This window comes from Elusimicrobiota bacterium, from assembly GCA_026388095.1.
GTDB lineage: Bacteria > Elusimicrobiota > Elusimicrobia > UBA1565 > UBA9628 > UBA9628.
In genome coordinates this window covers 20,419-32,793 of record JAPLKL010000034.1, presented here as the reverse complement: position 1 = coordinate 32,793, position 12,375 = coordinate 20,419, and the positions used below count along the sequence as shown (strand labels likewise).

Here is a 12,375-nt window from a genome sequence, read left to right as displayed (position 1 = left end):
GACCCGCGAGGTGCGCTGGCAGCCCTGGCTCCTGCTCCACAAGCCCAACGCGGCCGACATCCGCGAGCGCAGCGTCTATAACGCGGCCTTGGAGTTCAGCGAGGGCGCCGAGAGCCTCAGCGGCGCGGTCCAGTCGCTTGCGGCCTATATGGCCGCGGCCAAGGGCGACGCGGCCAAGCTCGACTCCGAGAAGTTCAAGGGCCTGGTGGCGCAGATCCACGAGAGCCTGGAGAACTCCGCGGCGCTGGAGCGGCGGCTCTGGCAGGAGCTCACGGAGAAGTCGCGGGAGAAGCTGCGCTGAGCCGGGCATCTCGACCCCAGGAAGGCAGGAGAGCCATGAAAGCCATCGCCATCAACGGAAGCCCGCGCCAAGGCGGCAACACGGAGATCCTGCTCAAGAAAGCTCTAGAACCCATCAAGGCCGCGGGCTGGGACGTCGAGCTCCTCCAGATCGGCGGGCAGGCCATCCACGGCTGCCTGGCCTGCTACAAGTGTTTCGAGACCAAGGACGGCCGCTGCGTCCAGACCAAGGACGCAGTCAACCAGGTCATCGCGAGCATGACCAAGGCCGACGCGATCATCATCGGCTCGCCCACCTACTTCACCGACGTCAGCGCCGAAGTCAAAGCCCTGCTCGACCGCGCCGGCCTCGTGGGCCTGGCCAGCGGCGGCCTCTGGCGCGGCAAGATCGGCGCGGCCGTAGTCGCCGTCCGGCGGGGAGGGGGGACGCACGCCTTCGACACCATCAACCACATGTTCCTCATGTCCGGCGCCGTCATCCCCGGCTCGACCTACTGGAACCTCGGCTTCGGCCTGGAGAAAGGCGACGTGGCCAAGGACGACGAGGCCGCGCGCAACATGCAGGACCTCGGCCAGACCATCGCCTGGCTGGGCGAGGCCATGCGCCGGCATGAGAAGGACCATCCCCGGGCCCAGCCCGTGTCCCTGCGCGAATAGCCTTTCCGTTTCATTAGGGCACCTCGGCAGGGGACTTATCCATAGACTCTGTACGTACAGAGTGTTCACCTGACAACTTGCCCCGGGGCAAGTTTGTGGATAACTGCATGTTCGTTAAGGTATCGTCGGCCCCGTCCTTTCATGGTTTTTTTTGTGGGTCTTGACACACTACAAATGTAGTGTATACTATGGCCATGACCATGACCCACGAGCCCACCCCCAAACAGAAGCGCATCCTGGACTTCGTCGTCGACTGCTTCCAGGACCATGGATTCTACCCGACCCTGCGCGAGATCGGCCGCCGTTTCGGCGTGTCCGTGGGCACGGTCCAGGACCAGCTCCAGGCCCTGGAGGCCAAAGGCTGCATCAAGAGGCAGGCGGGGCTGGCCCGGGGCTTTTCGCTCACCGGAGCCGTGCCCGGCCTGCAGATCCCCATCCTCGGCCGGGTCAGCGCCGGGACCGGCGTGCTGGCCATGGACCACATCGAGGCCCACTACGGGTTCCGGGACTTCGCGCTCGGCACGGACTTCCTCCTGCGCGTCAAGGGCGACTCCATGGAGGGCGACGGCATCCTGGAGGGGGACCTCGTCCAGGTGCGCCGTCAGCCCACGGCCGTGGACGGCGACGTCGTTGTGGCGCTGGTGGAGGAGGAAGGCGTGGTCAAGCGCCTCAGGAAGACCGGCAGAGGCTATCAGCTCGAGTCCGCCAACCCCCGCTATCCGCCCATCACCAGGGCCTTCCAGGTCATCGGACTCGTCATAGGACTGGTCCGGCGCTACAATAATAGATAGACGTGGCGTGGAGGCTCCCGTGCCAGCCGCTCTGCCGCAGTCCCTGGAGCCCATGCTCTCTTCCCAGCCTTTGCAGGCCGGGATCTACACGGCTCTGGGCGGCCGCCTTCTGCCCTCATGGTTCCTGCGCAGCCTGGTCCCGGCCCTGGCGCAGGGAGCGCGCGTCTTCTGGATAGACGCGGGCAACAGCTTCGACGCGCACGGCCTCAGCCGCACGGCCCAGGCCCTGGGCCTCGAACCTCGCCGCATCCTGTCCAGGATCAGCCTGGCCCGTCCCTTCAACGTCTTCCAACTGCAGACCATGGTCAAGACCAAGCTCCCGGCGCTCTGGAAGGGGGAGCCGGTGGTGCTCTGCGACCCTTTGGGCCCTTTCTACGATGAGGACCTGCCCGACGCGGAGGTCCCCAAGGCGCTGGCCGGCCTGCTCGAAGGCCTGCGCCGGCTTCCGGCCGTGTGGCTGGTGCTCGCGGTCATGCGCAAGCGGCCCGAGGGCCGCCAGGACGTGCTGCAGGCCTTGGTCCGGCAGTCCAAGCGCCTGGCTTGGCTCGAAGAAGACGGGCAGGCTCCGCGCCTGCGCGCGATAGAGAAAGAAGAGGTGATGGAACATGGGACGCACATTGCCGACGATCGTGATGACCTTGCAGTCGGAGGAAGCGGCGTGGAAGCTCTTCCGCCGCGCTTTGCGCAAGGAGGACCAGGAGGCCTTCGACGCTCTGTGGCGGGCCGCGCGCCGCCAGGCCGCGGCCGCCTCCATGGCCAGCCGGCCCCTGCCCATGGAAGCGGCCTTCATGGCCATGCTGGTGGCCCTGCAGAGGCAGATCCTGGACCATGAACAGAAGGAGAAGACTTGAGGGGTGGCTCTTCGACGCCTACCCCGAGTCCGAGGGCATGCGGGTCTGGGTCATCGACGTCGAGGGCCGCGCCCATGATTTTTTGGACGTCTGGCAGCCCGCGCTCTATCTGTCGGGAAGCGCGGAGGTCGTGCGCGGGGCCTTGGCCTTCTTGCGCGGCCGTCCTTTCCCGGTGGATGTCCGGCCGGTGGAGCGCCTCGAGCTTTTCTCCGGCGAGTCTCTGAGCGTCCTGCAGGTGCGCGTGCCGCCTCCGGCATCCGCCAAGCTCGCGGCTCAGCTGCGCGAGCAGGGCGCGACGCTTTTCAGCGCGGACATCCACCTGGTCCAGGCTTATCACTACGAGCGCGGGCACTTCCCATTGGCGCGCTGCGCCTTCGAGGTGGAAGGCAGCAGACTGCGCTCCTGGGAACTGCGCGATGATCCATGGGCCGTGGACTATGAGCTGCCGCCTCTGCGCATCATGCACCTGGCGCTGGCCGCTGCCGAGGGCGCGGGCTTGGTGGACCCGAACCACAAGCCCAGGGGCACTCTGGTCATCAAGGTCGAAGGCCTCTCTTACGAGTTGGAGGGGGGGCTCTCAGAGCAGCTCGAGTCTTTGCGCCGCCGCATCGAGCAGTACGACCCGGACGTGCTCACCACGGACTGGGGCGACAGCTTCCTTTTACCCCAGCTCGACGCCCAAGCCCGGGACCTGGGCCTGGAACTGCCGCTGTCCCGCGACTCCTCCCGCGGCATGGCGGGCCGTCCTGAACGGAGCTTCTACACCTACGGCAGGACGATCTATCAGGGCGGAGCGCGCTATCTGTTCGGCCGGTGGCACCTCGACTATAAGAACAGCTTCATGCTGCGCGAGACGGGCTTGGAAGGCCTCTTCGAGATCGCCCGCATCGCCAAGATCCCGGTCCAGCGCGCGGCGCGCTGCACCATCGGCACGTCGTTGTCCTCGATGCAGATGGCCTGGGCGGTGAAGAAGGGAGTCCTCATCCCGATGGACAAGGCCCAGGCCGAGGATTTCCGCTCGGCCGACGATTTCCTGGTGGCGGACAAGGGGGGTCTGGTCTATGAGCCTGAGCCGGCCTGGTACGAGAGGGTGGCTGAGTACGATTTCACCTCGATGTATCCGCAGATGATGGTGTCGCACAACATCAGCCCTGAGACTGTGAACTGCTCCTGCTGTACGGATAACATCGTGCCTGAGATCGGTCACCATCTTTGCCGCAAGCGCCAGGGGCTGGTGCCTGCGGTGCTGGCGCCGATCTTGGAGAAGCGGGCGCGCTACAAGGTCTTGGCCAAGGCGGGGGGGCCGGGGGCGGCGGTCTACAAGGCTCGCGCAGCGGCGCATAAGTGGTGTCTGGTGTGCTGTTTCGGCTACCTTGGCTTTAAGAACGCGCGCTTCGGCAAGATCGAGTCGCACGAATGCGTCAACGCCTGGGGCCGGGAGGTCCTGCTTCGGGCCAAGGAAGTGCTGGAGGGTCGTGGTCTGCGCATGCTGCACGCTCTGGTTGACTGTCTGTGGGTGCAGTTCCCGCCGGGCACGGATCTGGAAGAGCTTCGTTTGCTCGTCGAGAAGGAGGCGGACTGTCCGCTGTCCTTGGATGGGGTTTATAAGTGGATCCGTTTTTGTCCGTCGAAGCAGGATGCGCGCTCCGGGGTGCCGAACCGGTATTTCGGGGCGTTTCAGGACGGGGAGCTGAAGATCCGGGGCATCGCTTGCCGCAGGCATGATACGCCGAAGCTCATCAAGGCGATGCAGGGCGACCTGCTGGCGCTGTTGGCCGCGGCTCCGGACCTGGCCGGGTGCCGGGCGTTGATGCCGCGCCTGCAGGAATCGGTGGAGGGGTATCGCTCGCGGATAAGAGATGGGCAGGTGACGGCGGACGAGCTGGCCATCACCTTCAACCTGTCCAAGGCGCCGTCCGAGTATGTCCACGACACCCTTCCGGCCTTGGCGGCCAAGCAGATGGCGGCGGCGGGAATAGAACTGCATCCGGGTGAGGCGGTGCGCTACGTGATGACGGCGGCCAAGGACAAGGTCAAGGATTGGCGGACCAAGCCGGTGGCGCTGATGGACGGGCCGCTGGAGTACGATGTCGGGAAATATCTGGAGCTCCTGGACCGGGCCGCGGAGGAGATATTAGCGGGGCTCGCCCCCGAGCCGGCCGCGACGCGGCCGCCGCGCCAGGGAGAACTCTTCCCTTAGGCGCCGCCGAAGGCGGCTTTGAGCCGCTCCGCGAAAGGCAGGCCCTTGCCGGCCGCCTGCTCCAGTTCGCCCGCGTCCAGCCAGAGCCCGCCGCACAGGGCGCAGGTATCCACGGTGATCCTCGGGTTGCCCGGCGCCGGCTTCTTCATCATGGCTACGCCGCAGCGCGGGCAGAGCCCGCTTTTGGAGTCCTGCGCCGGGTCCACCGTCCTGGCCATGGCCGGCAAGGGCTTGGCGGCCGAGTCCAGGTAGCGGTCGAGCTCGTCCTTGTCGAACCAGACCCCGCCGCAGGAGGCGCACAGGTCCAGCTCGATCTTGCCCATGGTGTCGTCCGGCCCCGGTATGCTGCGGTCCCGGAACGGCACGCTCACGCTCTCCAGCTTGGTCTGCAGGCACTTAGGGCAGTCCATGATCCCTCCTCATGAGCGAGCCGTCTAGTCGGCGGGGATGCCGTAGAGCCCCAGCTTGTGGCGCCTGACGTAGTCGTAGGCGGAATACGGCATCAAAGCGTAGCGCCCGTGCTTGCGCACCGCGGTCGAGGACGCCTCGAACTCGATCTGCGGGAGGAACTGCACGTCCAGCTCCGTGGGCACCGCTTCGCTGTGCCCTTCGCGCTCGATGAAAGCTGCGCTGACCTCGTGCGTCTTCGCGTCGAAGCCCAGCTCGGGCTTGAGGCGGTTCTGCTCCAGCTTCGGGATGGTGTCGTCGCCGCCCTTTGCGTTCTTCAGCTTGTAGTGATCGTCGCCCACCATGTAAAAGGCGTCCATCTTCTGCTGCGGGTTCAGCGCGAGCATGCGGAAGATGTTGGTCTCTCCGTCATAGCCCGTTCCCACCGCGATGCTCGAATACTCGAAGAACGGCTTGAAGGCTTCTAGCACGGCCTGGCCCATGGGATGGCGGATCTCGGTCCTGGTCAGGTCGGGCTTGCGGACGTCGTCGCCTTGCAGGATGAAGATCACCTTGTCGAGCTTGAGCTGGGCGATGGCCTGCAGGCCGATGAGCAGATGCGCCCAGTGCAGGGGATCGCCCGCCACCGGGTAGATGCCCACGCGCAACTGGCGGCCGACCACGGGCTTGGCCGAGTCCGAGGCCGAGGTCCGGACCTGCGAGCTCGGGTCTATGGCGCCGCTCTTGATGTGCTGATCGATGGTCCTGAGGAATCCCTGGGCGTTGCGGGAGATGGTGGCGAAGAGCGGGTCGTTCTCGTTGCCGGGGACGGCGGCCATGGCCGCGAGCTGGGATTCGATGTTCAGGCCGACCCGCGCGACCGCCGGACTGTAGGCATCGACGGCGACGTCGGTCGTCCTGTCCTGCGGCGCGGCCCAGAGCCGGCGCGCCTCGTCTATCCTGCGGCCCAGGTGGTTCGGCTGGCCGCGGACGGCCTCCAAGCTGGTCTCGCCCGTGGACTGGGCCTCGCCGAGTTGGACGGCGGACGGGGGGACCGCGCTGACGGGCAATCCGGCTGGGGCGGGCAGAGAGATCGGAACGACCAAGGAGACCGGCGCCTGCGGCAGCGGGGCGGATAAGGGGGTCAGAGAGCTGCTGAGCGTGGCGGGAGACAGGCTCGGCGAGATGGACGGCAAAGAGCCCAGCTGAGAGCCCGACGCCCCGGAGACCGGGGCGAGCTCGAAGCGGTCGACGACCGCGCCCTTGGGGCCGACGGTCTGCGCCGCGGCCTGCAGGGCCAGCAATAGGGCCAGGATAGGGGAGGTCTTGAGCAATCTCCTCATGTGCCCATAGGATAGCAACCGCTCGGCCTTGGGTCCAGGGCCTTCCGGGTAAATGGGATGGGTCGGAAAGCCCGCGGGGAGCGGCCCCTTTGGCCCTGTGACCCCGGCCGGCCGTATGAATATCATAGTCTCATGAGGATGCTGTCCGCGCTCGCGGCCGCCGCTTTGGCCGGCCTGAGCGCCGCCTCAGCCGCAGCCTGGCCCGGCGAAGGCTCCTTCGCCTCGGGTCTGGCCGATATCCGGACCGCGCTGCAGTCGCAGCTCCCGCGCGGCGGCTTCAAGGCCTCCGCGCGTCCGGCCCCGGAGCCCTCGCCGGAGCTCCGATTCTCCTTGCCCGTGCCCGTGAGCCTGCTGGACAGGTTCGTCAAGGACGCGGTGGCGGCGCATCCGTTGCTGGCTCTGGCGGACAGCCGCCGGCCGGTGCTCCGGGCCGAAGGCGGCGAGCTCGTGGTCTCGAACATCATCCTGCCCAGGCTCAGCCTGCCCTCCGGCCGCACCGAGCTGGGACGCCCCACTCTCTATCTGCGGCCTTTCTGCGCGGGCCGCAACCGGATCGGATTACGGGTCCGCCAAGTGCTCTTCGACGAGCACAGCCTCGTGGGAGCGGCCAACACGGCCGGCTGGCTCTCCGACGAGCGGCTGTTCCTGGGGATCGCCGAGGGCCTGGAAGCGCAGGCCGGACCGGGAGAGCTGGTCCGGATATCCCATGACGCGGCGCGCCGGGAGCTCGACCTGGACTTCTCGCCCGGCGCCATCCTGCCCGCCGCGCCCGAGGTCAGCTTCGACCGCCTGGAACTGGCGGGGGAGTCGCTGGTCCTCTCCTTGAACATCGCGCGCCCCGTCCCGGCAGGCGGCGCTGGCGAATACGAGTTCGTCCTCGGGGAGGGATTGCTCAACAGGCTCCTTCAGGCGGTCTCGGATGACCGGATCAGCTTCCAGCGCCTTTACGGCCGCCCCAGCGGAGCGTTCCTGGGGGTGCCCAGGCCGGGGGACGTGGAGGTCTCGGGTCTGGTGAACACGGGCCTGAGCCTGCCCTTCCCGTTCGCCGGCCGGCAGCTGCACGCCGTCTTCGTGGCCGTGGTCAGGCCCTCGGTGGTCGCCGCCAACACCGTGCGCATCGAGATCGCGAGTCTGGAATCGCTCTGGCTGGGCGCGGGGCCGCAGACCGCTCTGCCCAACGTGCCCGCCTTCATCCAGAGCCATCCCGGCGTCCAGCGCCTGATCGCGGACCGCGTGGCCAAGGCGCTGGCCGAGGACGCGGAGCTGGCGCGCTACGTTTCGGCGCGCCAGGCCGGCCCCGGCGCGGTCGAGCTGCGGCTCAAGGAGACGGCCGTCCTCCCGGCGCTGGCCCGGTACATCGAGGTCCGCAGCCTGCTCGTCGAGACGGGGCGCCTGCGCCTGGGCTACGCCCTGCGGGACCCGTCGGCGCCGCACGCCGGCAAGGTGAAGTAGAAGGAAGAGCCGCGGTCCAGCACGCTCTCGGCCCAGATGCGGCCGCCGTGCAGCTCCACCAGTCCGCGGGAGATCTCCAGCCCCAGGCCCAGCCCCGGCTGCTGGTCGGCCGGCTTGCCCGCCTGATAGAACCGCTCGAAGATGAGCGCCAAATCCTGCGGCGAGATGCCCAGGCCCGTGTCGCGCACGCAGAAGCGCACGAAGCCCTCCGCCGGCGCGATGGAGACCCGGACCTGGCCGCCCGAGCGGGTGAACTTGAGGGCGTTGTAGATGAGGTTGGCCAGCACCTGCTGGACCCGGCGCAGGTCCGCGCGCACGGTCATGCCCGAGTCCGGCGGGCCTTCGCACTCCAGAGAGAGCCCGCGCTCCTGGGCCGCCAGGCTGTGCTCCAGCACCGCCTCCTGGATCAAGGACCAGGCGCTCAGGGTCTCGAGGTCCAGCTCCATCTTCCGGTTGGTGAGCTGCACGGTGTCCAGGAGATCTCCGAGCAGCGCGGTCAGGCGCTGGGCTCCTTTGCGGATGGTCGAGAGTCCTTCGCGGACATCCTTGACGCGGCTGGGGTCGGGCGCCTGGTTCAGCAAGTGCGTGGCGTAGCCGTAGACCACGGAGAGGGGGTTCTTGAACTCGTGCGAGATGTTCTCGAGCAGCCGCAGGTGGCGGTCCAGGCGCGCCTGCAGCTCATCGAGCCGCGCGGTCTGCCGGGCCAGCGCGGCTTTGACCCGGTGATGCTCCAGGGCGCGGCGCACCGCGGACAGCAGGACCTCGCCGGTGAAAGGCTTGAGCACGTAGTCGAAGGTCCCTTCCCTCAGGGCCTGCAGGGCGGACTCCAGGGCGCCATAGGCGGTGATGATGAGGCCCACGCTGAGGGGGGAGCGCTCGCGCGCGCAGGAGATGACGTCCAGGCCCGAGCCCTCGGCCAGGCGCAGGTCCGAGACCACCACGGCGAAATCATGACGGCCGATCTCCTCGCGGGCGGCCTGGACGCTCGGGGCCGCGACCACCGTGTAGCCGCCCTTCTCCAGTATCCCCCGGGCGTAGTCCAAGCCTTCCACGTCGTCGTCGACGACCAGGATGGGCCCGGGCGGCGCTTCCTTGGAATCGCTCATCAAGGTGTAAATGATATCATTCCGCGCGCAACTCCTGGATGTAGGCCACGATGGGCTGGATCCGCTCCATTTCCGGAGCCCGCACCAGATAGGCGTAGTCGCCGATCGCGCTCCGGAACACGGAGTCGATGGGGGTGTGCGTCAGGATCTGCGGGCCGTACTTCTGGAGCACCTCCTCATGCGAATGGGCGTAGCGCTTGCTCGCTTTGCGCCCGATGTAGCAGACGTGGTAGGGCCGCTCGCAGCGGGCCGCGAAGGTCCCGTGGACCACGACTTCGGCCCACTGCCGATACACGTCGATATCGTTGGCGTAATTGAACATGTCCGTGGTCAGCCCGCCCGGGGGCCGCGCGTTGATCTCCATGGCCGTCAGCTGCCCTTGCGGGCCGCGGATGAACTCCAGGTGGAAGAAGCGCTCGCGCAGGCCGAAGGCCGCGACGGCCCTGCGCCCCTGCTCCTCGACATCCTCCGGGATCCGGCGCATGGACCAATAGTGCAGGTGGTCGTCCGTGTTGACCGCGGTCATGATGTCGGGGACGAAATGGTGGGACGCGCAGAAGAGGATGGCGCCGTCCCGGCCGGTCAATCCGTCGAAAGACTGGATGAAGCCCTCCAGGAACTCCTCAAGGATGTAGGGGACCTCCGGGCTCCTGCGCCTGAAGAAGTCCGATAGATCCTCGTCGCTGGCCAGCTTGAAGGTCGCGTGGGCGCCCACGCCTCGGTCCGGCTTGGCGATCAGCGGGTAGCCCGCCCGACGGGCGAAACGTCTGCCCGCCTCGGGGTCTACGGCCAGTTCCCCCTGCGCGACGCGGACTCCGATCCGCCTGAAGTTCTCCTTCATGAGCGACTTGTGGCGGAAGGCGCGGATGTCGTCGGGCTTATCGCCCGCGACGTTGAAGTCGAGCCGCAGGGCCGCCTCGAGGTCGATCCAGTGCTCCTCTTGGGACACGATGCGGTCGAGCTTGCCGACCCGGGACACCAGGTAGCCGGCCGCGCGCAGCACGTGGTCGTAGTTGCCCATGTCGGGCACCCGGCAATAGTCGGCCAAGGACCGGCTGACCTCGGGGGCCAGGCGTCCGGGGTCTTGCCAGCCGATGCCCACCACGGTGGCGCCCGCTTCCCGCAGGCAGACCGGGAAGCGGCGGTAGTTCGGCGGGAAATCCGGCGACAGGTAGAGGATGTTCATGGGGTGCAGGCCGGCGGAGGTTATGATACCAAAACGACGCCGGATCAGCGGCTCGTCAGTCTCTTGAACTGGAACGCCTTGTCGAGATTGGCGCGAGCCTGCGGGTCATCCGGCTTCAGGCGGACGACTTCCTTGAAATGGACGATGGCCTCGTCCACCGCTCCGTTGCGAGCCAGCAGCAGGCCTAGGTTGTTATGGATCTCCGCTCGATTGGGCTCCAGCCTCAAGGCGCGGGTGTAGCTATCCCTGGACTCGGCAAAGTCGCCCTTCTTCTGCAGCAGGTTGCCGAGATTGACCAGGGCCTCCACGCTGTCCGGCGACACCCGGATGGCTTGGCGATACGCCGCGATCGCCGGGGCGATGTCCCCGCTGCAGGCGAATGCCAGGCCGAGGTTGTTGAAGCCGTCCGCGAACGGCTTGAGTTGCACGGCGGCCGCGTAGTGGGCCACCGCCTCGCGGCATCTCCCCACGCTCCTGAGAGAGTTGCCCAGGTCGTACTGGTTCTCTACGGAGCGGGGGTTCAGTTCCAAGGCGCGGCGGTACAAGGGGATGGCGCGCTCCTGATCCCCCCGTTGCGCATACGCTTGGGCCAGGCACCCGATAGGCCGGTACGCTGGGGAGTTCTTGGAGGCCTTGGGATCGAGCTTCGCCGCCGCGTCCGCCCACAAAGACACGGGGTCGCGGAACGTCGCCAAGCGATCCCTCGCTCCCATGGCCAGATACAGGAGACCGCAGATCATCAGAGGGATCCTCGCTTTACGGGAAAGGAGCGCCGCCGCCAGGGGCAGGACCGCGAAGAACCCGGGCATCCAAAGATAGCTGCGGTAGAGCACGAATTGCTCATGGGTACGGACGGCCGCGAATTCCGTGGGGAAGAGCAGGAGCGGGAACAGCAAGCCGAACCCCGCCAGGCCCAGGCGCCCGCGCTTGCGCAACAACGCCAACGCAGCGCACGCGTAAGCTCCCAGGCAGGGCAATGCGAGCGTCTCGGGCCACGAGAGCAAGCCGCGAGCCATGGGCAACACCATATCGACGGACATCCACCCCGTATGCGGGCAGAGCCATAACCATAGGTAGCGAAAGAACATCCAGCTCTGCGTGAGCACGCTAAGGGCGTACAAATGGGCTGGCCGGTCATTGGCAAGACTTCCCAGGATCTCGGCCGCATACGGCTCGTAGGCTTTCCCCAGGACCCCGCGAGCCCTCAAAATGATCTCGCCGGCGATCGCCGCATAGAGCAGGCACAACGGCCACAACTTGCGCAGGGCCGCCCGACCTTGCGCTTGCGAGATCAAGGGGACCAGGCTGCAGGCCGCCAACGGAAGCATGACGGCGTGCTCCTTGGAATGCACGGAAAGAAAATAGAAGACCGCGGACCAGATCCTATGGCGGCGGGAATCCTGCGCGAATCCCTTTAGAAAGGAGATCAGCGACAGCAAGGCGAAGAAGGTCGCCAGGAGGATGCTCCGCTGGTTGAGGTAGGCTGTGGCATAGACGCTGATGGGATGGACGGCGAAGAGCGCCGCCCCGGAAAAGGCCAGGTTCCGCGCGGGGGTGTCCTGTCCCACGGGGCGCAGCGCCAGCGCGAACAGCCGCTCCAGGAAGATGAAGATCAGCGCGACGTTCGACGCGTGCAACAGCGCGTTGAGCAGGTTGTGCCAGAAGACCTTCATGCCGAAGAAAAAATAGGTCCCGGCGAAGGACAGCCAAGTCAGAGCTCTCAGATCGAAAAGACGGCCTATCCCGAAATGCTGCAGGGTCCATTCCAGCCGGGAGGGCGTGAGGATGATCGTCGAATCAAAGACGAGCGGATCGTTGAGCGAGTCGCCGTAAAGGGCCAAGGTCAGGGCTGCGAGGAGAGCGGGTAAAGCCAGGCGCCGCCATGGCGAGGCCGGTATCGAGGCCCCGCTCGGGCTGGGACTGCACGCCGCCGGCGTTTTGGAATCCTGGTCCATAGAGCCCTATGGGGGCCTGGCAAAGGTGATGATACCAAAACGCCGCCGGAGTGGGCCCTGGGACCGGCCCCGTGCCCCTGATCCCGGTCATCCAGCGACTGCGGTGCGCATCATGGCGCGGCCCGGGCCGGGAGGGTATAATACCGG

At 67.0% G+C, this 12,375-nt stretch carries 11 protein-coding genes; 6 read left to right on the top strand and 5 right to left on the bottom strand.

Features of this window, described 5'->3' with window-relative positions:
* The 5 genes from NTY77_07915 to NTY77_07895 all read left to right on the top strand — a co-directional run.
* The coding region (locus NTY77_07915) for a hypothetical protein (protein MCX5795402.1) at positions 1 to 301 on the top strand (301 nt) is incomplete at its 5' end.
* A 35-nt stretch (positions 302 to 336) separates the two neighbouring features.
* A complete protein-coding gene (locus tag NTY77_07910; protein MCX5795401.1) occupies positions 337 to 957 on the top strand; it encodes a flavodoxin family protein in 621 nt (206 codons plus the stop codon).
* Between the two features lie 194 nt (positions 958 to 1,151).
* Complete coding sequence (gene lexA, locus NTY77_07905) at positions 1,152 to 1,748, top strand: transcriptional repressor LexA (protein MCX5795400.1); 597 nt, start codon at positions 1,152 to 1,154, stop codon at positions 1,746 to 1,748.
* A gap of 19 nt (positions 1,749 to 1,767) precedes the next feature.
* Positions 1,768 to 2,580: a hypothetical protein gene (locus tag NTY77_07900; GenBank protein MCX5795399.1), complete on the top strand. Its 813-nt coding sequence runs from the start codon at positions 1,768 to 1,770 to the stop codon at positions 2,578 to 2,580.
* On the top strand, positions 2,577 to 4,799 hold the full coding sequence (locus NTY77_07895) for a hypothetical protein (GenBank protein ID MCX5795398.1): 2,223 nt from the start codon (positions 2,577 to 2,579) through the stop codon (positions 4,797 to 4,799). Before NTY77_07900 ends, NTY77_07895 begins: the two co-directional genes overlap by 4 nt.
* Here NTY77_07895 and NTY77_07890 read toward each other — a convergent pair.
* Together NTY77_07890 and NTY77_07885 are read right to left on the bottom strand one after the other, a co-directional pair.
* A complete protein-coding gene (locus NTY77_07890) occupies positions 4,796 to 5,209 on the bottom strand; it encodes a zf-TFIIB domain-containing protein (GenBank protein MCX5795397.1) in 414 nt (137 codons plus the stop codon). The genes NTY77_07895 and NTY77_07890 overlap by 4 nt on opposite strands.
* 24 nt (positions 5,210 to 5,233) lie before the next feature.
* Complete coding sequence (locus NTY77_07885; GenBank protein MCX5795396.1) at positions 5,234 to 6,529, bottom strand: hypothetical protein; 1,296 nt, start codon at positions 6,527 to 6,529, stop codon at positions 5,234 to 5,236.
* Between the two features lie 132 nt (positions 6,530 to 6,661).
* On the opposite strand from NTY77_07885, the gene NTY77_07880 reads away from it, so the two are divergent.
* The gene (locus NTY77_07880; GenBank protein MCX5795395.1) at positions 6,662 to 7,981 is read left to right on the top strand and encodes a hypothetical protein; all 1,320 of its coding nucleotides are present in this window, start codon (positions 6,662 to 6,664) and stop codon (positions 7,979 to 7,981) included.
* Here the strand turns inward: NTY77_07880 and NTY77_07875 are convergent.
* From NTY77_07875 to NTY77_07865, 3 genes are read right to left on the bottom strand one after another with little or no spacing between them, the layout of a single operon-like run.
* Positions 7,933 to 9,087, bottom strand: coding sequence for an ATP-binding protein (locus tag NTY77_07875; GenBank protein ID MCX5795394.1), 1,155 nt, complete (start codon positions 9,085 to 9,087; stop codon positions 7,933 to 7,935). The two genes, NTY77_07880 and NTY77_07875, sit on opposite strands and share 49 nt — an antisense overlap.
* A gap of 16 nt (positions 9,088 to 9,103) precedes the next feature.
* Positions 9,104 to 10,273, bottom strand: coding sequence for a carboxylate--amine ligase (locus NTY77_07870; protein ID MCX5795393.1), 1,170 nt, complete (start codon positions 10,271 to 10,273; stop codon positions 9,104 to 9,106).
* 44 nt (positions 10,274 to 10,317) lie between these two features.
* Positions 10,318 to 12,228, bottom strand: coding sequence for a tetratricopeptide repeat protein (locus NTY77_07865; GenBank protein MCX5795392.1), 1,911 nt, complete (start codon positions 12,226 to 12,228; stop codon positions 10,318 to 10,320).
* Between the last annotated feature and the right edge of the window lie 147 nt (positions 12,229 to 12,375).

Coding starts and splice junctions, on each gene's coding strand:
- NTY77_07885 (MCX5795396.1), bottom strand. CDS start 6,529: ATGAGGAGATTGCTCAAGACCTCCCCTATCCTGGCCCTATTGCTGGCC.
- NTY77_07875 (MCX5795394.1), bottom strand. CDS start 9,087: ATGAGCGATTCCAAGGAAGCGCCGCCCGGGCCCATCCTGGTCGTCGAC.
- lexA (MCX5795400.1), top strand. CDS start 1,152: ATGACCATGACCCACGAGCCCACCCCCAAACAGAAGCGCATCCTGGAC.
- NTY77_07890 (MCX5795397.1), bottom strand. CDS start 5,209: ATGGACTGCCCTAAGTGCCTGCAGACCAAGCTGGAGAGCGTGAGCGTG.
- NTY77_07870 (MCX5795393.1), bottom strand. CDS start 10,273: ATGAACATCCTCTACCTGTCGCCGGATTTCCCGCCGAACTACCGCCGC.
- NTY77_07865 (MCX5795392.1), bottom strand. CDS start 12,228: ATGGACCAGGATTCCAAAACGCCGGCGGCGTGCAGTCCCAGCCCGAGC.
- NTY77_07895 (MCX5795398.1), top strand. CDS start 2,577: ATGAACAGAAGGAGAAGACTTGAGGGGTGGCTCTTCGACGCCTACCCC.
- NTY77_07910 (MCX5795401.1), top strand. CDS start 337: ATGAAAGCCATCGCCATCAACGGAAGCCCGCGCCAAGGCGGCAACACG.
- NTY77_07880 (MCX5795395.1), top strand. CDS start 6,662: ATGAGGATGCTGTCCGCGCTCGCGGCCGCCGCTTTGGCCGGCCTGAGC.